The 22,184-nt window shown below is 35.6% G+C and carries 17 protein-coding genes; 11 read left to right on the top strand and 6 right to left on the bottom strand.

The genetic code is table 11. The features are described 5' to 3' along the window. The first annotated feature begins 4 nt into the window (after positions 1–4). Entirely contained in the window at positions 5–1,291 is a 1,287-nt protein-coding gene (locus QDN89_RS19350; protein ID WP_280771818.1) for a hypothetical protein, read from the top strand. 278 nt (positions 1,292–1,569) lie between these two features. Here the strand turns inward: QDN89_RS19350 and QDN89_RS19345 are convergent, their stop codons facing one another. Genes QDN89_RS19345 through dndB form a run of 5 tightly spaced genes read right to left on the bottom strand, consistent with a single transcriptional unit; the run spans position 1,570 to position 7,708 of the window. Beyond that, positions 1,570–2,697 carry a cysteine desulfurase family protein gene (locus QDN89_RS19345; protein ID WP_280771817.1) on the bottom strand — a complete coding sequence of 376 codons (1,128 nt, stop codon included), beginning with the start codon at positions 2,695–2,697 and terminating at the stop codon, positions 1,570–1,572. 14 nt (positions 2,698–2,711) lie between these two features. Continuing rightward, a complete protein-coding gene (gene dndE / locus QDN89_RS19340) occupies positions 2,712–3,086 on the bottom strand; it encodes a DNA sulfur modification protein DndE (protein ID WP_280771816.1) in 375 nt (124 codons plus the stop codon). Then, a complete protein-coding gene (dndD, locus tag QDN89_RS19335) occupies positions 3,083–5,092 on the bottom strand; it encodes a DNA sulfur modification protein DndD (RefSeq protein WP_280771815.1) in 2,010 nt (669 codons plus the stop codon). Before dndD ends, dndE begins: the two co-directional genes overlap by 4 nt. Before the next feature lie 19 nt (positions 5,093–5,111). Continuing rightward, positions 5,112–6,611, bottom strand: a complete 1,500-nt coding sequence (gene dndC / locus QDN89_RS19330; protein WP_280771814.1) for a DNA phosphorothioation system sulfurtransferase DndC — start codon at positions 6,609–6,611, stop codon at positions 5,112–5,114. Then, positions 6,611–7,708 (bottom strand): DNA sulfur modification protein DndB, encoded by a 1,098-nt coding sequence (gene dndB / locus QDN89_RS19325; protein WP_280771813.1) that lies wholly within the window; start codon positions 7,706–7,708, stop codon positions 6,611–6,613. Before dndB ends, dndC begins: the two co-directional genes overlap by 1 nt. 608 nt (positions 7,709–8,316) lie before the next feature. On the opposite strand from dndB, the gene QDN89_RS19320 reads away from it, so the two are divergent. The 10 genes from QDN89_RS19320 (at position 8,317) to QDN89_RS19275 (ending at position 21,769) form a co-directional block, all read left to right on the top strand. Further along, positions 8,317–11,490, top strand: coding sequence for a DUF3427 domain-containing protein (locus QDN89_RS19320; protein ID WP_280771812.1), 3,174 nt, complete (start codon positions 8,317–8,319; stop codon positions 11,488–11,490). 35 nt (positions 11,491–11,525) lie between these two features. Further along, complete coding sequence (locus QDN89_RS19315) at positions 11,526–11,924, top strand: (deoxy)nucleoside triphosphate pyrophosphohydrolase (RefSeq protein WP_280771811.1); 399 nt, start codon at positions 11,526–11,528, stop codon at positions 11,922–11,924. A 500-nt stretch (positions 11,925–12,424) separates the two neighbouring features. Beyond that, complete coding sequence (locus QDN89_RS19310) at positions 12,425–13,258, top strand: NAD(P)-dependent oxidoreductase (protein WP_280771810.1); 834 nt, start codon at positions 12,425–12,427, stop codon at positions 13,256–13,258. A gap of 399 nt (positions 13,259–13,657) precedes the next feature. Continuing rightward, complete coding sequence (locus tag QDN89_RS19305; protein WP_280771809.1) at positions 13,658–14,263, top strand: endonuclease NucS domain-containing protein; 606 nt, start codon at positions 13,658–13,660, stop codon at positions 14,261–14,263. 595 nt (positions 14,264–14,858) lie between these two features. After that, positions 14,859–15,311 (top strand): DoxX family protein, encoded by a 453-nt coding sequence (locus QDN89_RS19300; RefSeq protein WP_280771808.1) that lies wholly within the window; start codon positions 14,859–14,861, stop codon positions 15,309–15,311. A 525-nt stretch (positions 15,312–15,836) separates the two neighbouring features. Further along, a complete protein-coding gene (locus QDN89_RS19295; RefSeq protein ID WP_280771807.1) occupies positions 15,837–16,655 on the top strand; it encodes a DUF899 domain-containing protein in 819 nt (272 codons plus the stop codon). Between the two features lie 520 nt (positions 16,656–17,175). After that, the gene (locus QDN89_RS19290) at positions 17,176–17,580 is read left to right on the top strand and encodes a (deoxy)nucleoside triphosphate pyrophosphohydrolase (protein WP_280771806.1); all 405 of its coding nucleotides are present in this window, start codon (positions 17,176–17,178) and stop codon (positions 17,578–17,580) included. Between the two features lie 314 nt (positions 17,581–17,894). Then, positions 17,895–18,953, top strand: a complete 1,059-nt coding sequence (locus QDN89_RS19285; protein WP_280771805.1) for a hypothetical protein — start codon at positions 17,895–17,897, stop codon at positions 18,951–18,953. Next, positions 18,946–19,995, top strand: a complete 1,050-nt coding sequence (locus QDN89_RS19280) for an amidohydrolase family protein (RefSeq protein ID WP_280771804.1) — start codon at positions 18,946–18,948, stop codon at positions 19,993–19,995. Before QDN89_RS19285 ends, QDN89_RS19280 begins: the two co-directional genes overlap by 8 nt. Before the next feature lie 526 nt (positions 19,996–20,521). Further along, entirely contained in the window at positions 20,522–21,769 is a 1,248-nt protein-coding gene (locus QDN89_RS19275; protein WP_280771803.1) for a DUF418 domain-containing protein, read from the top strand. A 68-nt stretch (positions 21,770–21,837) separates the two neighbouring features. Here the strand turns inward: QDN89_RS19275 and QDN89_RS19270 are convergent, their stop codons facing one another. Beyond that, positions 21,838–22,014: a hypothetical protein gene (locus tag QDN89_RS19270; protein WP_280771802.1), complete on the bottom strand. Its 177-nt coding sequence runs from the start codon at positions 22,012–22,014 to the stop codon at positions 21,838–21,840. Between the last annotated feature and the right edge of the window lie 170 nt (positions 22,015–22,184).

The raw sequence follows: 22,184 nt of genomic DNA, 5'->3' as shown, positions 1-22,184 counted from the left end.
AATTATGGACATTATAAAACTGATTGACGATTATATGAAAAAGCCCAAAAATAAAATTCAAGCAGAATTAGAAGATAGTGAAATTATAAGTGAATCTGAGACTGAAAATGCAAGTGAACGTGAACGAGAACGAGAACGAAATTTAATTGAGAATGAGTCTAAAATCGAAAAAAATGAACATTACACTTCAACAGCTTCTACTCATAAAACTTCGGCTCAGCCACATGAATCTAAAATTCTTATACCAACAGCTTCAGAACTAAAAGTTATACTAAATGAAGTGGAAGACAAACAAGAGTTAACTGATAGATTAAAGCTAGATAGAGAAACAATATCTAAACTAATCGCAGAATACAATCTTATCTACCATTCCTTTATCGATCATTGGTCAACCGTAAAAGAGGAGGAATTAATTAATGAAATAGTAGCAGACCTTAAAAGTGGTATAACTCTTTATGACTTATCTAAAGAGTTTGCTATAAATAGAAAAAAACGCACTTCTTTTGTTATTAATTTAGAGAGTAAATTGAAAGAGATAGGTTACCATTATGACAATAAAAATCGTAATTTAACTAAAAAAAATGATATTGTTAGCAAAGAAGTCATTCAAGAGGAAACTAAGGATAATAAACAAGTTAAGGAAGAAGTACCTGATAGTAATAGTCAGTTGGACGAAGCACGGATTATTTCTGAGGTAAAGTTGACCAAGTCAGTAAGTAAAGTGGCAAAGAAATATAAGACGACTGCGTTTAAAATTAGAAGGATTCTAGATAAAGAGAATATCAGGTATGATTCCTACTTTGGAATGTGGACAGAAATTTCACGTGAAAGCCTTTTGAGAGAAGTAGCAGAGCGTATAAACAAGGGAGAAATAAGTTATTTAGATGCAAGTTTAGAGTATGGCATCAATTCCAATACACTAAATGACCAGTTAAGAAAACACGGGGTGATACTACCAACTCCTTCTTCTGATCAAGAGGAAAAAGACAGACCGGTGCTGCACAATGAATCTGATGAAGTAACGCAGAAAGAAGAAGATAATTTAAATAAAGTAGATGATTCAATTAATGAATCGATGGCTTTATCAGTTGAAGATATAGGTAAGATTAGGAAGTTTATGAAGGAGTTAGAGGATAGAGAGGAGAATACAAGAAAAATAAAGAGTACAATTTTCATCTCTGAATCTATTTATCAAAACTTAGATATATATGCTGAAAAAAACGACAGTAGCAAATCTAGAGTTATTGAAGAAGCTTTAAAAGAATACTTAAATAAAACTGGTGATGCATAGTTAATAAATTGCCAGAGGATGTTCCTTCCCACAAAAGAAGTAGTGCACAAGTAGGTCAAGAAATATTGAAAGATCACTATAAGATTATTTTAAAAATAATGATTATTAAATATGAATATCAAAAAAGTAGATGGATAAGCTGTAAGATTAATTGAGCGTACAATTTTATTTAATGTATTTTGATTTTACTGATAGTGATTCTTTTGTGTTCTGCTTAATTTCCTAAGAGGTTTTATAAATATTTAAAAATAAAAGAAATGGTCAGTTGACCATTTCTTTTATATGTCTTTTATTATTTTAGATAGTTGCTCCATATCTACTTGTTGCGATAAAGTTATTCTTAAAGTACTTCTTACTTCATTAATATCTTTACCAATAGCCGCTAATACGTGGCTTGGCTTTGTTGAACTGCATGCAGAACCAGTAGATATTGCTAAACGATCAGCAACTTTTCGAATGAAAAGTTCATTATTAACACTTCTAAGTTGTAAACTAATCAAACCTGGAATTTTATTGGTTTCATCATTATTGAAATAAATATCATTGCCGAATTTCTCAATTAGTAGTGATTTAGTTTGGCTTTCAAAGTCGTGTAATCTATGACTATTTTGTTCAAGGTTATCTTTAGCCAACTCGGCAGCTTTACCGAACCCAACTATATTATGAACTGCTAGAGTTCCGCTACGATAATCATTTTCTTGCCCACCACCGTGAAGTAGGGGGGTAATTTTCGTTTTTAACCCTAGCTTGTTTTTACGGATAACACAAGCCCCCACACCTTTAGGTCCATGGACTTTATGAGCTGAACAAGATAAAAAAGTAATACCTGGAGTAGAGTCAATATTTACATCTACTTTTCCCATAACTTGAGTAGCATCTGTATGGAAAAAGACGTTGTATTCATGACAAAGTTTTGAAATAGACTCTATGTTATTTAATGATCCAATTTCATTATTACCCCAAATAATACTTAATAGTATTGGTTTATCATCTGAGGAAAGTAACGATTCAAGGTCATCAATGTTTACTCTTCCATATTGGTCAACATCTAAATACGTTACTTTGAACCCCTTTGTTTCTAGATATTTACATGTTTCTATGGTTGAAGGGTGTTCGACTTTAGACGTTATAATATGATTCCCTTTGTTACTATAGAAATCGGACACTCCCTTAAGAATCATATTGTTACTTTCTGTAGCCCCACTAGTAAATATTACTTCATCTTCTTCACAACCGATAAGATTAGCTACTTTTTGTCTAGCATCAGCAACTGCTTTTTTGGCATTCTCAGCTAGACTGTAATATTTACTTGAAGGGTTACCATACTCTTCTTTTAAGTATGGAAGCATAACGTCTAACACTTCAGGTGCGATGGCTGTTGTTGCACTATTATCCAAATAGATCATAAAAACAACTCCAATTAGTGATCTTTAATTAAGTTTGTAATTAATTTTTCGTAATTTCCAGCATATTGATATTCATTAGATAACATGCGAATACCTCGTTCGAGATGTGCATTAAATAATCCTGGAAAGTATTCTTCATCTTTAACTTCTCGCTTTGCATGTTGTGCTATGAGAGTGTTATATACATAATCATATTCCCCAGTTAGCGTATTTCGATTAAACTCTTGACCATTTGCATTTGGGACGGAATCGGCCGTTACTTCACTTTGGTCATTTAGAGATAAAGAAACTGCAATTCGAGATAAAATATTTGGTGTAATTCCGGTTGCTGCTTGAAGCTGTTTAAGTTTTTCTTCTGCATACTTTGATGTTTTTAGTCTGAAGTTCATTTGCTCCACTCCGTTTCACTTAAATCGAAGTATTTACCTTTTTGAATTTGCACTTTTTGATTTTCTTCATCAAAGTTCAAGGTATATGTCTTTGATAGGATAGGTTCAATTAACTCAAAATGCTCTTTATCAATTTCAGAATCAGTAGAGAGTATTATGATTTGTTCCCCGAAATTAGGAATTAACTTGGTTAATAACCGTTCTCTATGTGTTTTATCTAACCTTCCTAATAACGTATCAAATATAAATGGCATGCGACTACCGGAGGTTTTAAACATTGCCCAAATTACTGATAGAAGTAGGAGTTCTTTTTCTCCTGCAGAGATCTTATGCTGGTCTATTTCTTCTTGTTGTGATGAAAGAAGAGTAATTTCGAATGTCTCAGAATCGATTTTCACTTGGTGGATAAAGTTTTCCTTACTAAAAAGTTGATTAATCATATCTGTCGCTTCAAATTCTACTTGTTGAAGTTTCTTTTTTAATTGAAGACTTCTAAATTTTTTACTAACTTCTGAAATTTTAAGAGAAAGAGACAAGGTAGTCTCTGATTTTGTAGATTCAATCAGCTTAGTTTTTATGCGTTCATGATCGGTATTTAGTTTTGTAATAACTTCATTTAAATTAATCAATTGCTGGTCAATTTTATCGACTTTTACATTTGATTGTTCTATTTGTTGATTCAATTCTTGCATTTTATCAAACAATTCTTTGAAATCTTGGTTTTTATCATTATCTTCGACTTGATTTTTTAGTTTCTTTAGTTTGGATAAAAGGGATTGATTTTCAGAGTATAAGTCAATGTACTTATGTTTATCTAGTTTTTTTAACTCATTTAAGATTGTTTCAATTTCTGTTCTTTGATTAAATGAAGCTCGATGAATAAATGAACTGTCGTCGGGTTTAATAGCAGTTAAAAATTCATCTAATAAAAGTTGCTCCAAAGACTTTTCGTTATTTATTTCTGCACTTAAACCTGAGGCTTTAAGTTTAGAAGCTAAATTAGTTAACTGATTTGTATCTACGGATTTTGAAACAAAATCGTAGCTTTCTATTTCTTTTTCACTTATCATTTGCTGTTGAACATCTGTCAATAAATTCCTTACTAGATAGATAGGGAGGAGTCCTGTTATAAACGAACGAATACTTTCACTATTTATCTTTCTGCGGTATTCTATTTCATTTATTTTTTTTAGTAATTGGTCCCGTTCATCTTTTACTAAACCACCATGAATTTCAAATTCCTTTTTTAAATGATCTACTTCATTTTGTTTCATTTCAATAGAATCGTAAAGAGAAGATCTTTCATTATGGAGGTTGTTATATTCATTTTGTTTAATAGTTAAATCTTTTTCAAATTGCTCTAACTCATTTTCATGTTCAGATTTTTTTCCTTCAGCAGAGGTTTGTTTCATGTATTGATTGATATCTTGCTCTAAATTTTCAAATAGGTCTAAACTAAATAAAACTCTAGCAGAATTCCGAATATAATCTGATAATTTTTGATCTGTAATTATTCTAGAAATTTCTTCTCCATCAAATAAACAAAGCTCGTATAATTGAGGTGGTGTTTCTTCACGTAGTCTTGATTGAAATATTTCACTTTCTCTTTCATTAAGGTGCATGCCATCTTTGAGAACTTCGAAAGTTTCTTTAATCTTATTTTTATCTATTCTCCAGCTTCTTTTAATGGTGTAAGAATTTCTTTGATAATCCTCTACACGATCAAATTCTAAAATAATTCGATATAAATTTTCATTAGTATTAACTGCGGTCTTGTTTAACATAGGTTTTATTTTGTTGAAATATTGTTCGTTCTCTGTGCGAAAACCATAAGTATAAGGACCGAATAGAGCTAATCGAATGGAATCTAATAATGTAGTTTTCCCAGCGCCATTCTTCCCACCAAAAAGAATTAATTTTCTTTTTGGACTGTCAATTGATAAGTCTATTTCATAATGTCCGTGATATGCTCCAATATTACTAAGAATTACTTTATTAAGTCTCATAATTAATTAAATCCTTTCATTACAAATGCAACCAATCTTGCTTTAATGTCTTCTCTATATCTTGGTGAAGTCCTCTTCTAACTTTGTAGCCTGAGTATTTTTTCTCAATAGAAATTAATTTTTTCAAAAGTTGAAGGTTGAGGCCATAATCTTGTGATAATATTTCCAAATCTGTCAGTTGCTCTTCTTCAATAAGAGGACGGTCATTATATTCCCAATCAAGATCTTTACCAGTAACCTCTTTATAAATCTTTGGTACTCGATCATCCCAATCACCATCTGTAAGCCAATATTTACGAATCATTTGTAAATCATCTTCTCTAATCAGTTCGAATTCAGGATCATCTGGATGCTGTTCTTGAACTTTCATTTGTGTTTCTAATAGAAATCTTAATATTTCTTCGCGGGCTTTCAAAGTGAAGGGACCAAGGCCAAGTTTTTTATGGTTTCCTTCTTTATCTTTAACTAACAGGTTAAGTTCTTCGACAGTTGCTAGATTAATTTGATTTTTCTCTATATAATTAGAAAGTTCTTCTTCTTCAATAATTGTATATTTATCTTCTTCATCAATGTCTTCTAAATTTACAGGTAACATATAAACTTGACCATTCATTCTGTGCTTTTGTCGATACTTAGGTATATCTCGAATATCTGAAAGCCAATTTCTGAATTCCAGTAATGGAACCATCCAATCTTCACCATTTTCGATAAAGCCAATTAATGCTTTATCTTTTTTAACGACTGTACATACCCAGCAACCAAATCTACTGTTTCCGCAAGATCCAGCACTTTCTTTAATATCTTTGTCTACAATAAGTGGACATTCACTGTTTGAATTTTGATACAAAGATAATAACTCATGATTATCATTACCCCAAGGTGAAGGGTATGTTAACAAGTAATCCCAAACGTCATCGACAGAAAATTGACGTATAGGTGCAAATACAAAAGCATTGGATAAGGAAGAGTGTCTCATTAAAACTTTTCCTTCAATAGTGTGAGATTTCATGACTTGATCTCTTGTTTGACTTTCATTATCGCGCACACCTAATACCATATTGACTTCGCCGAACTTTGACACTTTATCTAAAATAAACTTGTTTGCAGGGTCAATTTTTAAACGGTCTGTACACCAGCGGAACTTTTGCCGTGGTGATGGATAACCTTTGCCGATCAACGAAGCCCAAAACGACTTACTAGCATCTGGACGAACTTTATGAGTTTCGATTGGAAGACCTATCTCCAATGCTTTATCTTGAATCCTCATTAAAGTTGTATTAATAGAGGAAATAATAAGCGGAGTTTCAACTAAAGTATCAGAAGAAATGACATATACTTTCTTTTTTAGTTGCTCCGATTTCAATTCTCTTAATGCTTCGAATACAAGTTGAACCACAACAGTGGAATCTTTTCCACCACTGTATCCGACTACCCATGGACGATCATCCATTAAATATACATCTTGAATATGTTTCTTAGTTGTCTCTATCATTTCTGCATTAATAAACTTAGTTGACATTAAATATCACCAGACCTTAGTTTTTCTTCCATTTCGATTTCATGCTCTAGTAATGGAAGAGATAATTTTTGTTTGATTAAATTAGCGGTTAATTGAATCGTTTGATTGTTTTTGTTAATCCTTCCAGTTGAACCAAAAGCTCGTCCCATCCAATCTTTTTTGTTTGAACGGTTCCAGTCTACCTTAGATAATTTTTTTATATATTCTTTCCAATTGGTTGGATAATTTTGATATAAATAATAACCAACAACACCCACTGCTTCTAAAAAAACACCATGAGCAACTATATAGTTAGATCTCAATTGAGTAGGGGTTAATTCTTTTCGAATGACTTGTTGCCATTCTGTAATAGATTCAGATATTAATAGCCAAAATTCCATAATAAACTCTTTTTCTTGTTGAGAAATAAGTTCGCCTTTTCTCTTATTCAGCAATTTGCAGTTTGTATTAAAAATATTATTTAACGAGAAAAGCTTTGGCGATAACTTAGAAATTGAAACCCTCTCTTTATCAGTGTATCGTTCTAATAATGGAATATCGTTGACTACCTCTTTTGTTAAAGTTGCCATCTGATCTCGGTGGTCATAAAGAATACCAATTGAAGATGTAGTATTAACAGCATGACGGTTCAAATCAGCGAACATTTGTTGTGACTTTCTTAAGCCCTTATCGTTGTAAAAAACAACAGAGATAGTTTCATTACCGAGCTCAGGTGCCATTTTTAATGCCTCTTCAATAGCAGCACGGCGATGCTGACCGTCATTAATAAGAAACTTAGAATCTAATGAGATTACTAGTTTTCCTAAATCTTTAAAATGTTCTTCATCTGAATAAGGCTGAAATTCCATTTTACCATCAACTGAAGCTGTAAGCGAAGAGAACACGTAATCTTTAATATTCTCAAGTATATAATTTGTAATCTCCGGAACTCTATTTTTGTTTAATATCCGTTGTGAGCGATGTTCAGGTGGGATTTCTTCCTCATCAAATAAAAATATTCTAGGGATTAATCTTAAGGGACACATAACAACATAGTATTCTCTATTTGCCTGTTTCCCCCGAAGAGCAGGAAAAGAGTAAGAAAAATTTGCTTCCATAATTATAACTCCTCTCTATTACGTACGTAATCTTATAATATTATCATATTAGAAGTGCATAAATTTGGCAAGAGATTTAGTTTAGAAATTTTGTTAGTTTCTAGTGCCTGGTCCGCATGCTGTAAAGCAGGGGCGACAGGCACTTTTTTCGGATTAATATGTAAATACGTTTAAGAAATTTTGGCTGAGTAAATATAAGTACATAGCAATAATTATTTCAAGATTATAAATGGTACATCTCTCTTCTCGTTTTCTTTCAGATTAAACTATTCGGTTATTCCGAATAGTTGAAGTTTCTTATAGTTTAACTTCACTATTAATGTTTGCTCTTATAATATTTTTAATTGAATCTGTTATTAGATACTATTAAAGTTAAAGTTTCGAATGTGTGTTTTCCTTATATCATTTTTTATTATTCGCCATTAGCCAGGCTATTTTATGACACTTGCTAGACTGGTTTAGTAATGAAGAAGTTATAATATTATCAATTGAGCAGGAAATAACTAAATTCCCGTCGAAGGGTGTTTTAGAATGTAATATTATTCCACAAACTCATTTGTTCAAAACTCTCTACCCACAATTAAAAATACAATCTAGGAAGTGATCCTTTGCGGGACGGAATTTATGAGCAAGTCATTACGGATGATTTGCGACGACAGTTAAAGGAACTTGGAGACGATGAATTTTATTTAGAAGAGTCCGCCTTAGATGTAGAGGAGGCGCGGAAGATGCTTGCTTCTTATGTATCTACCGTTACTCGCAGAGCTCTTCGCTTTGTACGTGAACGAGAGGGTAACAACGATGGACAAGCGTTGCTCAAGCAAATTCAAATGTGTAATCAAGTGATTGCCAAACTTAGTTCGGAATTAGATGATGAGGCGTCTCTCGCGATTTCAGAAGAAGGACGTGTGCTAGAAGCGGTTTATGCAAAGTTGAATACGGAACGAGCGATTACTCATCAGAAATCGACGAGACCTGTGACACCTATTTCGGAAAGTTCCTTGTTCACAGGATCTCATTATGAGCCGAATATGCTCAGTGAAATGAAGAAGGAAATCTTGACTTCCGATCGAGTAGACATGCTTGTATCGTTTATTAAGTGGAGCGGGATTCGTTGTATTATCGATGAACTGAGACGTTTTACGAGCAGAGAGGGGACACATCTGCGGATTATTACGACTTCTTATATGGAAGCGACCGATTATAAAGCGATTGTAGAGTTAAGTAAGTTGCCGAATACGGAAATTCAAGTTTCATATGACGTGAAACGAACAAGATTACATGCAAAAGCATATCTTTTTCACAGAGAAACGGGTTTTACAACGGCATACATAGGTTCTTCGAATTTATCCAATCCTGCTTTGACGTCAGGACTTGAATGGAATATGAAAGTAACGGAAAAAGACTCCTTTGATATTATCAATAAATTTAATGCGACATTTGAAAGCTATTGGAATGATCAGGAATATCAACTTTTTGACGCAAGGGAAGAAAGCGATCATGACCGATTAAAACAAGCTTTATCGAAAAAAGAATCTACATATGAAAATGACATCCATTTTATGTTGGATATTCAGCCTTACCATTACCAGCAAGAGATTTTAGAAAAACTTCAAGCAGAGCGAGACATTTTCGGAAGGCATAAAAACCTCATTGTCGCAGCAACAGGTGTTGGAAAAACGGTTGTATCTGCATTTGACTATAAACGGTTTGCAGAGAAACAAACGAGATCTCAGCGACCAAGATTGCTGTTCGTTGCACATAGAGAAGAAATATTAAAACAAAGTCGCGATACGTTTCGAGCGATTTTAAAGGATTTCAACTTCGGAGATCTTTTTGTTGGAAGACATACACCTGAAGAGATTGACCATTTATTTATCAGCATTCAAACGTTCAATAGTATCAAACTTTATGAGAAAACATCTGCTGATTTTTACGATTATATTATTGTCGATGAATTTCATCACGCAGCTGCTAAGTCGTATCAAACGTTGTTAAATTACTACGAACCTTCTATTTTACTTGGATTAACCGCAACGCCTGAGCGAATGGATGGCGAAGATATTCTCCAATACTTTGATTATCGAATTGCGTCTGAAATGCGATTGACGGAGGCTGTTGACCGCAAACTATTAAGTCCGTTTCATTATTTTTGTGTCAGTGATACCGAAGACTTATCAAAACTGCAGTGGAGTAAACGTGGGTATGACTTAAAAGAGTTGGAAAATGTTTATACGCACAACACGAGACGCAGCACCCAAGTGATTAAAAGTATCGAAACGTACGTGACGGATGTTGATGAAGTGAAAGGTCTTGGCTTTTGTGTCGGGATTGAACATGCCAAGTATATGGCTGACTTTTTTAACATGAAAGGGATTCCTTCTGTGGCTCTTTATGGCCAAACGGATAAAGAGACGAGAGATCAAGCAAAAGCCAAGTTAAAGTCTGGTGAGCTGCGTTTTATCTTTGTCGTCGATTTATATAATGAAGGTGTGGATATTCCTGAAGTAAATACCGTGTTATTTTTGAGGCCGACAGAGAGTTTAACCGTATTTATGCAGCAGTTAGGTCGTGGGCTTCGTTTAGCAGATGGGAAAGAATGCTTGACTGTGTTGGATTTCATCGGTCGAGCCCATAAAAACTACAAATTCGAGGACAAATTTCGTTCATTGATCGGAAAAACAAAGCATTCTGTGAAGCACTTTGTCGATCATGGCTTTTTCAATTTACCGAAGGGGTGTTTTATTCAGTTAGAGAAACAGGCTAAAGAGTATGTGTTGCAAAACATCAGTCAGTCGGCCAATACGAAGGCTCATTTGATCAGCAAATTGGTTCATTTTACTAACGATACAGGTTTAGCGTTGACGTTATCAAACTTTCTTTCATATGAAGGAATCTCTATCTTTGATTTTTATGGGAAAAGTCGAAATAGAACGTTTGAAAGAATGAAGGTTGAAGCAGGAGTGGGAGACGACTTTACGAGCAATCATGAAGACGTCGTTACGAAACGATTGTCTGGCCTTTTTCATCTTAATTCAGAAAGGTTTTTGGCATTTTTACTTGAGTATATGAAAGGGTTGCCAGGGCGAATGGTTAACGTTGATTCAGATGAAGAACGAAAAATGGAATTAATGCTTTACTATACTTTTTTTGACCGAGAATCGCCACTGAAAGCGGGCTATGATTCCGCTCATGACGCTCTTAAAACCATTTTTTCACATGAACGATTGATTAAGGAAGTCGTTCAAGTGTTGGAGTATTTGTATGAAACGTTAAAGACGGTGGAAAAGCGAAGTTATCTGCATGATCAAGACCCGTTAGGCGTGCATTCAACTTATTCCACGGCACAAGTGATGGCAGCGCTCGGACTTTATACAGAGGAAAGCTGTCCGAATTTCCGTGAAGGGGTGAAACACTTCCCTGAGAAAAACTTAGATATCTTTTTTATCACGTTAAATAAATCAGAAAAGGATTTCTCACCGTCCACACTCTATGAAGATTATGCGATTAACGATCGTTTGTTCCATTGGCAGTCGCAAAGTCGCGTTTCTGATACGAGCGACACAGCGAAACGATATCGGACGCATCGAAGTTCGGGGCATCAGATTGCTTTATTCGTGAGAGAATACAAGAAAGAACAGGGCTTAACGGCACCGTTTACTTTTCTTGGAACGTGTAACTATGTGAGCCATTCAGGAAGTAAACCTGTCAGCTTCATCTGGAAACTGGATGAACCGATCGCACCGTGGCTCGCTCCAAAGGCGAATAAGAGTATATTATAGGACATTGCTCGTGTTGAATGGAAGTGGAGGCTGTTATGAAAAAAGTGATTCATGTTGTAGGTGCTGTGATCATGGAAGATGGAAAAGTTCTTTGTGCACAACGAGGATCAGAAGATAAGATATTACCGTTGATGTGGGAGTTCCCAGGTGGAAAGGTAGAATCTGGTGAGAGCCCTGAAGTGGCCTTGAAAAGAGAAATTCATGAAGAGATGCGTTGTCACATAGATGTTGGCGACCAGCTAGAACGGACCGTTTATGAGTATGATTTCGGTATCGTTGATTTGACAACGTTTCACGCTACGTTGGTTGAAGGCGAACCAGTATTGACGGAACATGAAAGAATAGCGTGGCTTTCACCGGGAGAGTTGAAGACACTTGAGTGGGCACCGGCGGATATACCGGCTGTGGAGAAGTTGGTAAAGGTGATGCCGTGAGAATAGTATTGCAATTACAATGAAAAGAAGAGTTTTAACGTTGATGTTTTGTGGGGGGAGATTGTGGAATAACTCTTTTATTGGGGAAGTAGACCATTAATGTGCAAAAAATGGGCCATTACCTTGAAGACTTGAATTCGAGATAATTTCATAATAGATCTAAATTAATTTTGGACTAAAGAAACATTATTTCTGTAAGGCTAGAAGACTCGAACGGTTCACCGGGCTATTACAATCGAGTCAGGAACCATATCAATTGTTCCTTAAGCTGAATTCTTGATAATATTGAATAAAATAGCTGGGATCAGAATAAGTGTTACCCTGAGATTTCTATAGCCCTTGTTGTCGTCATGATTTCTTCTAGGGTTAGCTTAATAATTCCTAAGGTCATAACCTTAACACGATTGTGTCGACTTATCATACAAAAACAAAGCCAATCAACTTTTTATAGAGTTAATGATGTGATAGATTATAACTTTTTTGTAATAGGAGGAATTTTAATGAGTAAAAAAATTGGATTTGTTGGACTAGGAGCGATAGGCTTTCCAATGGCAGTTAATTTAAAGAAAGCCGGTTTTGAAGTGATAGGTTATGACGCTTTCAAAGGGGTATATGAAAAGGCAAATGGTGCTGGAATAAAAATGGTAGAAACTTTAAAAGAGGTAGCAGAACAAGCTGACGAAGCGATCATTTCAATGGTTCGTGACTATGAACAAAATGTTGACATCATTTTTGGAGAAGATGGTCTATTATCTGCCCAGCCAAAAGATAAAACAATTATTGTCATGAGTACTCTCGCCCCTGATAAAATGAATGATTTAAGTAAGAAAGTCGATGAAGAAAGTGAATTAAAAATAATTTCAGCTTCGGTAAGTGGTGGTATTTCAGGTGCTCAAGCTGGTACATTATCAATTATGACATCAGGTTCTAAGACAATCGTGGATAATTTAAAGGGATACTTTGATGTGATAGGGTCCCATACGTTCTACTACGGTAATAAGCCAGGTAACAGCGAGGCAGCAAAATTAATTAACAATATGATTTTGGGTATTAACATAAATGCAGTAGCTGAAGGACTTAAATTAGCGAATAAATATGACTTGCCTGAGGAAGAGATATTAAACTTACTTCAAGTAAGTACAGGTGATAGTTGGGTAGTTCGAAACTGGAACGATATTTCTGAATGGACTGCAGATACCGAATTAGGCGTTCTAATTACAGACTTAAAAGCATCTTACAACGAAGGACTTAAACACAATGTCACATTACCTTTCAATGATTTATCATCTAAACAGTTATTTGACTCTATGGGAAAAGAAAAACCAAAAGCCTAAGAGGGTTCACCTTTAACCCAGAGCTTTACGATTACTTATCTGCTTATGATAATTTACAAAATTTAGTTAGCAAGTGCCGTCCCCATTTACCTAAGGGTATTAATTATAAAGAAATAACAACTAACAAAACAAAGTCGTTTACTACTTAGTACAAGGGTACTGTGCAATGGTAAAGTAAAAAAAGATTTGTAAATAACATTTGCAGAAAAATATTTACTGTTTGTTCAATAAAATGAAACTTTAATATATTTTCCTAAGTAAGCCTTGAAGGACATGTTCTTCAGGGCTTATATTTTTAATGTTTTATTCTGATAAATAATCTACCATCTACCTCCCCTGATTTTTTGTTTTGTCTGTACTTATTAAGTGAGAAACAAAAATTAGAGGAGGATGAGAATAATGAATGAATTAGCACTACATGATCTACTGATTGCGAATCCATACTTAATTGAAGAAGGGTTAACGTTTGTGAAGCGAGAAGTGGATATAAAAGGAACAAAGTGTGATCTGCTTTTTCTGGACAAAAATGGAACCTATTTATATTGCGAAGTGAAAATTAAGGCAAATGAGCATGGAGTTGGGCAGTTGGTTAAGTATGATGGATTAGCAAATAATGCGGAGGCACGATTTATGCTCGTTGGGTTGTCCTTTAAAGAGGGAATAAAAGAAGGTTTACATAAAAAAGGCTACGAATATAAACTAATTGAGGAGACTGATATCCAGACATTTGATTTAGATGCAAAGACGAAAGTGAAAGTCGATCCCAAAATACATGTTCCGCTTACCAAACTAGAAAGTATGGAACAGCAGCATCAATTTATCTTGAATGAAAACGTGAAATTGAAAGCCAGAATGAGTAAACTTAAGAAGAGTTTAGAAGAAAATGTTGCGGCAATGTTTGGTTATATAAAAGACCAAAGGAATAACACTAAAGGCAATTCTTCAAGAAATGTAGCAGATCTAATCGATAGTATTATAAAGTTTAAAGAAGTAGGAATTATTTAGTAATCGTATAGATTCTTTGAAGTAGAGTTAACTAAATGTTTTAATCTTTAATCCTTGACATCATTGTTAGGGATTTTTTAGTGACCAACCACATCAAACCATAAGAGAATTTTTCGATTTCATCTAAACAATAATAAAGCACTCTTGTTGTCTTAGCTAATTTAGTCATAGGGTACAGGAAATGATGTAACTGGTGTTCAACCGGAAGAACCGTCCCCTTGGTTTAGGGTAAAGGAAATGATGTAACTGGTGTTTAACCGGAGGAACCGTCCCCTTGGTTTCGATGCTTTATTGCCAAAAATAGAATATTGTTATCGAAGAAGGTATATATATAGCAATTGAGAAGAAATGTTATCAAACCTTTCGTGATAAAATTTATTTTCTATCAACAGTTCATCGAAATTAATTCTTAACCTCAGTTGTCAGGTAAGTCAGGGTTTCGTGACTTGATATAATGTTTGAGTTTATTCCTGCTCGTTTCATTAGGAAATAACCTGCTTGTCATATAAAGATTTGCTGGTTGTTTATTGGTCTGTTGATTAAGCATACAAAAAATTAATCATCAACAAGATAGTTCAAAAGGAGAGATATAGAATTGATTACTATTATAGTTTTATTAGGCAGTTTTGCTTTATTTCTAATTTTATCTCGTTCAGGCCTTGCTTTTCGTCATCAATCAAAAAGGGAGTTAGCAGCCTATGCGATGGCTGTTTTCCTTGTTTTTTTCGGAACCAGTCACTTTTTCCTTCAAGAAGAATTGGTCGCAATGGTTCCTGACTTTTTACCTTACCCAGTATTTATCGTCTATCTGACTGGAATCATTGAGATTGTATTGGCAGCAGGTTTGATTATACCAGGAACGCGCAGGTGGTCAGGCATTTTGTTAGCAATTTACTTCGTTGCCGTTTTCCCTGCTAATGTAATTAAAGCGATGAGCGACATTGAAATTGGAGGCACTTTTAATTCCCCAGCCATGTCATGGGTCAGGTTACTTTTTCAGCCCATATTTATTGTATGGGCGCTGTATTGTAGTAAGGTGGATCGATGATTCCTCCGGAAACTGACGTGAAGGATAAAACATAAATCGTTATATCTAGGCTATTCCTTTAAGGAAGATAAAAGAGACTCGACTTATACCAACTGGGAAATGAGGGGAGAGATGTATGGACATCTTGACCATTATTAATGACAGAGTGACGGTTACAAAAATATAATATTCGAATTTGTAAAGTTAATACTCTTTACTTGTTGACTTCGGGATCCTTTCAGCTAGAGTGGCTCCATAAAGAGCCTTGTAAACAGTTGTGATGGTATAAAAAATAAGAGGTGGTGGGGATTAAAAAGATGATTTTTCGAACTGGATATGGTCTAGACATAACGACTAGTTCGAAACGCTGGAAAATCAGACAACGTCCCTGCTCGACTAGAAGCAGTTCCGGGTAGCAAGAACAGAAAAGCAGTCTTCATTGTTCTCCCTTTCGTCGAACTGATCTTCACAGCAGACGGCTGTATTCACGGTGCCTAGAACCAAATGGGACAAAAAAGCTTAAGAAAACAGAAAGGAGAAGATTATATGAAAAAAAACCATAATCATCTGCAACTACCAAATATTGTGTCACTAAACGAATGGCATATGGCTCGTAAGGAACTGCTGAGCAAAGAGAAGGAATTCACTAGGGCGCGTGATGTGCTGAATGCCGAGCGCCGCCGACTCCCAATGGTAGAGATTCATAAGGACTATGTATTAGATGGTCCGCATGGTAAGACCAGTCTGCTTGATCTGTTTGAAGGACGCCCTCAACTTATCGTGCATCACTTTATGTTCGATCCTGATTGGGAAGCGGGTTGTCCGGCTTGCTCGCTCGCGGTCGACAACATCGGCCATCTCGCTCACCTGCATGCACGAAACACGTCACTGGCACTGATATCCCGCGCTCCACTTCCCAAGCTTCAATGCTACAAGAAACGCATGGGGTGGAACATTCCTTGGTACTCGTCCTACGGTAGCGATTTTAACTATGACTTTCACGTTACACTGGACGAAACTGTAACCCCAATCGAATACAACTATTTGACCAAGGACGAGCTTGTTCAGAAAGGCGTACCCGTTGATTCTGGACAGTCGATGGAAGTGCCTGGCGTAAGCACCTTTCTTCGTGACGGAGAAAGAATTTTTCACACGTATACCACTTACGCCCGTGGAACTGACCTGATACTTGGTACCTTCAACTACCTCGATTTAACGGCTCTCGGCAGGCAGGAGGACTGGGAACAGCCACCTGGACGCAGTGACGGCAACGGCAAGACATGGCTCCGTCGTCATGATGAATATGATCATAATAAAGAATCGAACTCCTGTTGCAATTCAGGAAAGGATAACTTGCAATCATAGTTGTTCATCAATACTATTTAAACTAGCTAATAGATGTTCCAGAAATGGGCGTTTTAATGGAATAAAGAAGCTCCCTTTTAAATACATTGAATGATATGTATAACGTTTATTACTGGAATAATTCGATATTACCATTTCGAGGGGAGAGGTTGAATTGATATGGTATGGCTGAGAGTGAACGCGCGATCATTATGCGTCTCTAATACTTACAAACTCAATTAATGGGCTAACAGACATTAGTGCCTGGTGCCTAGTCACTCCTCGAAATATGTCGAATAAGTCGTTGATAATATATATGTAAGTAAAGAATATTAACGGCTGGCGCCTGGCACTTAACGAAAATTCTTGGATTTAAGTTTTTTTTGAGAGAGGCTTTTATATGACGCTTACTTTTTAAATTTATTACGCCAATAATGGAATTGATAGACGGTGATTACTTTTTGCTTGGAAGACCATTGTTCAATGTTTTCATCTGAAGCTTATATTGCTTTGCTCGTGTTGAATGGAAGTGGAGGATGTTATGAAAAAAGTGATTCATGTTGTAGGTACTGTGATCATGGAAGGTGGAAAAATCCTTTGTGCACATCGAGGATCAGAAGATAGGATATTACCGTTGATGTGGGAGTTCCCAGGTGGAAAGGTAGAATCTGAGGAGAGCCCTGAAGAAGCTTTGAAGAGAGAAATTTATGAAGAGATGCGTTGTCAAGTTGAGGTAGGAGATCAATTGAAACGGACGATATATGAGTATGACTTCGGTATCGTTGAATTGACAACGTTTTACGCTATGTTAATTGAAGGAGAGCCGACACTAACGGAACATGAGAAAATAGCGTGGCTTTCTCCGGGAGAGTTGAGGACAATTGAGTGGGCACCAGCAGATTTGCCGGCTGTGGAGAAGTTGGTAAATCTGATGCCGCGAGAATAGTATTGTTATAACAGTGATAGAAGTTGATATTAAGCGGGGAAATCGACGGATGTGATGTTATACACTCACCATATAGAAGCGGTGTTTTAAAAATACTCCTCAATCATGCCAGACTGAGGAGTAACTCTTCTAGTGCGTAGTAGACTAATACTGCGTCATAAGAAAATGAACTATGAAATAACCTAACGAGTTCTAAACGTGATATTTATGATAAAATATAATTGTATTTGTGAAATAGTGCACTTGAAGTAATGAGGCAGAATTAGCCAATAGTAATTGTTGATTAGTTCTGGAAAAGTTAAGGAGGGGGTATCTTGAATAAAATTTTATCCAACTTAGTAGAGTATACAGGTACTGAGTTTTTTAAAGCTATTAATAAAAAAAGAGCAATGGATGAAATTTTTCGTGATGTTAATGAAGTAGATGAGGAAAGTGTTCAAGCGATCTATTCAAATGTACAGATATTTAATAATAGTGAGAGTTTCACAGTACCTAAAGTCATTAATACTTGTTTCAAAAAGAACCTTCACATTCAAACGCTGACTATGCCTTCTAGCTACAAACCTATCAAAGAGCTCCAATCCTTTTATGAATCTTTTCCAGATAATAATCAAATTGTTTATGAACATGTTAGTGATCGTAGTTCTAAAATACCTCCACAGAATAGTTTTATCTATCTCCACGGTTTTTCGGAGAGAAGCTATGAAAATGAAATAAAATACTTATTCCCAAGAATTTTGAGGAAGTTTCCGAATTTAGAAATTATTGCGGTTCACTTACCTTATCATATGTTGAGGAGCCCCAAAAACCAGCCCTATTCAGGCTGTTATTTGTTTGATTCATCTCCGCTTATAACTATTGAAGGGATAAGACAAGCGGTTCATGATGTTTCTCAAGTATTATCTTATGTAAAAGAAAGAGATAAAAAGGTTATGGTGGGCGGATTTAGCTTAGGTGGATTTATCACCTCCTTCTTAGGAGTATGTGATGCTAGAGCCAATTTATATATTATTGGGCAGGCAGGAGCTAGACTTCCAAGAACGTTAAAGGAACTTACGATATGTCCTGGTTTAGCAGAAAAAAGAGAGAAATGGATAAAAAAAGGACTTGATTTTGAACGTCTGTATTCTCCTATACAACTAACGCACTACCATCCGCTTGTTTCACCAGAACAGACTGTTTCTATAGGGGGAATTTATGATAAGTTAGTGAAATTTGATACAGTAAAAGAATTGCGAGAAAAATTTAACTGTGTGTATGAGATAGATTATGAGGCTGGACATATAGGGCTTATTTCCGAAATGAATGCAGTAAAAGATAAGGTTATATATATCATGGAAAAAGTAATGGATGGAGGGGAACAAAATGTATAAAACGAAGCAGGAGGTCCTTGATGAGTATCCAGAGCTAGAGATATCGGAATTTGGTGATTTCGTCATGAACGAAAAATATGTAAAGTCTTACGAAATCATTGATTTTCACTGCCATATGTTTGCGGGGTTAAAGGCTCTTTTTCCTGCATTATTAAAAAAAGAGAAGCAGGATATGAATGCATCCTTTTTTAAGGAAAGCTGCTTTCCATTTTCATTAAAGATGTTTGACTTAACTCAAATTTCTTTTACCCGTTATCCAGCAACACTAGCAAGTTCTGACGGTATTCAAGCTAGAAAAATGCTTCAGTTAGGCGGATTGGTTGTTAGAAAAGCCACCCCTGAAAGAACCTGGAGAGATATGCAGCGAAATAATATTAGCAAAGCGGTTGTGATGCAAATTAATCCACCAAATAAAAATTCAGCAGCGGAAATGAATGATATTATTCAACAGAATAAACAATTCCTGACGTTTGGAGCCATTCATCCTCAAGATGAAAATATTGAGGATAAGATTGGACAATATTTAAATTTAGACATAAAAGGGTGGAAGCTTAATCCGCATGTTGCAAATTATCCAATTGATGATCGTGCTACAATCCAATTAATTAAGCGATTGGCGGAAACAAACTTACCGATCCTATCTTGTAGTGGTGTGTTAAAAGAGGAGTTTATGGCTACTAGAGTTTTAACTAAAAAACAAAAAATGGAGCAGCAATTGCAACAGGTTTCAAAATTTTACGCAGTATTAAAAGAAATTCCTAAAACCCCTTTTATTTTTGCTCATGCTGCGATGTTTGAAATAGAGGACTTAATTGCTCTTATGAAAAAGCATCCCAACACCTACACCGATATAAGTACACAACCCGCCCAAAATATCAAAAGGTTAATTACAGAGATTGGGAGTAGTAGACTTTTGTTTGGTACGGATTATCCGTTTTTTAATCATGCCTTTTCTATACTTTCTGTATTGCGATCAAGTACAAATGAGGAAGATAGAACAAATATATTTTCTCGTAATGCAAAGACACTATTGAATATTTAACTAAAATTCTAGTTTTAAAGAAAGGACTTCTAAAAATATTAGAACCAGCACGTGGTTCCATCGCCTGGAAAGAGCGATGCTTAAAATTTAATGAAACAACGTGATAATAGCGTTGTTAGTAGCGAAAGCAGCTAGACTCCTGCCGGAAAAACAACAAAAGCTCTTCATGCGACGAGTAACCGCAGGAGCAGCAGAAGACCCCGCAGGAACGAGGAGGCTGAAGCGTTGCCCGCGAAAAGCGAGCATCCTGAAGCGAAAATCAACACCAAAGTTAATAAATCAATTCTTTAAAAGGTATAACTGTTATTCTGAAAGTGTTTGCTTTGTTAAAAAGTGAATGATGAAAATGATTGATTTTATCATATAACTCTTCTTCGTTTTTTTTTAATACCCCAATGCTCCAAAAGTTGCCGTGTCAGGCTTTGCAGCTCTTATTCTGTCATATAAAAGACTTATTTCCTCCCTTTTTGCTATATCAAATTATAGTAAAATTGTCTTGAAAAGTATTTCGAGAGGGGGAAACACTATGCAGCAACCGAAACAGCATCATTTTGTTCCTACTGCAGCAGATGAGCGAATTGTCACCCTTGATATTATTAGGGCTTTCGCACTTTTTGGTATTTTACTTGTCAACATGAGATTTTTCTCCACACCTGCCATTCAAGCGGAAATGCTCGGTAGCTCTTTTAGTAGCAATAATCTGCTCGACACCGTAAGCACATGGTTTATCTTTATTTTTGCAGAAGTTAAATTCGTTTCTATGTTTTCCATGTTATTCGGTATTGGGTTCCTTTTGTTTATGGAACGGGGAGAAGAAAAGGGGATTGACGTAAAGAAGTTTTTTAAACGTCGTCTTCTCGTACTACTCATGTTTGGTCTTATTCATATTTTCTTTTTCTGGTATGGGGATATTTTGACTTTCTATGCCGTGCTTGGCTTTCTTTTATTTTTTATGAAGGGGAAACAGCCTCGTTCCTTAAAGAAGGCAGCGATTATTACTTGGAGTATTATTGTCACTTTCTTTATGCTCATGGCTTCTTTCATGTTTTTTGCTCAAATAGAGACCAACTCAGAGCAACAGGCATTAATGGAAAACGAAGTTAATCGCATCGCAGAAGTATATAGTCAAGGTACGTTCGTTGAAATTCTACAGCAACGAATCAATGATATTTCAATCATTGCTGTTGGCAATATTTTTCTTTTCGGCGTTATTCTAACGATGTTTTTCTTTGGAATGTATTTTTGGAAAACTGGAATTTTTACGAATACGGTAGACAATCTTGGCAGAATCCGTCGAATTGCAAAAAGAATGTTAATGGTAGGTGTGCTAGGCTTAATCCTTGCAAGCTTAGGAAAGCTTTTCATTGATGGGGCTGATTCTCCATGGTATTTCGTCAAGTATGGAGGGCTTTTCATCAGTGGACCTTCGATTAGTATCTTCTATGTCATGAGTATTTTGTTACTTCTCCAAAACAAAAACCGTTTGGTAAAAGCAACGACATTTTTACAGCCAGTCGGTAAAATGGCGCTGACGAACTATCTCATGCAGACACTCCTTTGCACGACGATTTTCTACGGCTACGGGCTCGGCTTATTCGGAAGTATTGGGCCTTTCGGAGGCATTTTAATGACAGTAGGTATCTACTCCCTGCAAATTGTCTACAGTTATTATTGGATGAAGCGATTCCGGTTTGGACCGATGGAGTGGCTATGGAGAAGGCTGACCTATGGGAAAAATGCAGTGAAAGTCCAAGGCCTGCAGAAAGCGCAATAGCATATCGCTAAATCGAGACCATACAAAAAACGGTTGTACTCCTATGAGTGCAGCCGTTTCTAATACTCTTACTTTATGTGGGTCATTAGTTTAGAATAGAACCCATTCTCGTAAAGGGATGATAATTCTCCCTTTCTAGAAGCCACTTGTTCACTGGACCTCATTTGTTTATGAGAATTGGTCGCTCTTTGCTTTTGTTCAGGCTTTACATTTTTCTTCTTCTTGAAAATATCAAATAACCCCATACATTCCTCCTAATTTGTCTTTATTAGTTATTATAACAAAGGTATATTTTTTAGTGAGACCAAATTTCTATGTAGATCATTTCTTCTTTTCATTTATTAAGATCTTACGAAATGTCAGAAGGATAAGATCTATTTTTTTCATTCGTTGTAAATTGACGAGGAAAAGGTTA

Source organism: Salipaludibacillus daqingensis (genome assembly GCF_029891575.1).
GTDB lineage: Bacteria > Bacillota > Bacilli > Bacillales > Salisediminibacteriaceae > Salipaludibacillus > Salipaludibacillus daqingensis.
The sequence above is the reverse complement of the archived record's forward strand: the minus strand, read 5'-3'. Positions and strand labels throughout refer to the sequence as shown.

Coding starts and splice junctions, on each gene's coding strand:
- QDN89_RS19315 (WP_280771811.1), top strand. CDS start 11,526: ATGAAAAAAGTGATTCATGTTGTAGGTGCTGTGATCATGGAAGATGGA.
- QDN89_RS19280 (WP_280771804.1), top strand. CDS start 18,946: ATGTATAAAACGAAGCAGGAGGTCCTTGATGAGTATCCAGAGCTAGAG.
- QDN89_RS19310 (WP_280771810.1), top strand. CDS start 12,425: ATGAGTAAAAAAATTGGATTTGTTGGACTAGGAGCGATAGGCTTTCCA.
- QDN89_RS19350 (WP_280771818.1), top strand. CDS start 5: ATGGACATTATAAAACTGATTGACGATTATATGAAAAAGCCCAAAAAT.
- dndB (WP_280771813.1), bottom strand. CDS start 7,708: ATGGAAGCAAATTTTTCTTACTCTTTTCCTGCTCTTCGGGGGAAACAG.
- QDN89_RS19345 (WP_280771817.1), bottom strand. CDS start 2,697: ATGATCTATTTGGATAATAGTGCAACAACAGCCATCGCACCTGAAGTG.
- dndD (WP_280771815.1), bottom strand. CDS start 5,092: ATGAGACTTAATAAAGTAATTCTTAGTAATATTGGAGCATATCACGGA.
- QDN89_RS19290 (WP_280771806.1), top strand. CDS start 17,176: ATGAAAAAAGTGATTCATGTTGTAGGTACTGTGATCATGGAAGGTGGA.
- QDN89_RS19295 (WP_280771807.1), top strand. CDS start 15,837: ATGAAAAAAAACCATAATCATCTGCAACTACCAAATATTGTGTCACTA.
- dndE (WP_280771816.1), bottom strand. CDS start 3,086: ATGAACTTCAGACTAAAAACATCAAAGTATGCAGAAGAAAAACTTAAA.
- QDN89_RS19275 (WP_280771803.1), top strand. CDS start 20,522: ATGCAGCAACCGAAACAGCATCATTTTGTTCCTACTGCAGCAGATGAG.
- dndC (WP_280771814.1), bottom strand. CDS start 6,611: ATGTCAACTAAGTTTATTAATGCAGAAATGATAGAGACAACTAAGAAA.
- QDN89_RS19305 (WP_280771809.1), top strand. CDS start 13,658: ATGAATGAATTAGCACTACATGATCTACTGATTGCGAATCCATACTTA.
- QDN89_RS19270 (WP_280771802.1), bottom strand. CDS start 22,014: ATGGGGTTATTTGATATTTTCAAGAAGAAGAAAAATGTAAAGCCTGAA.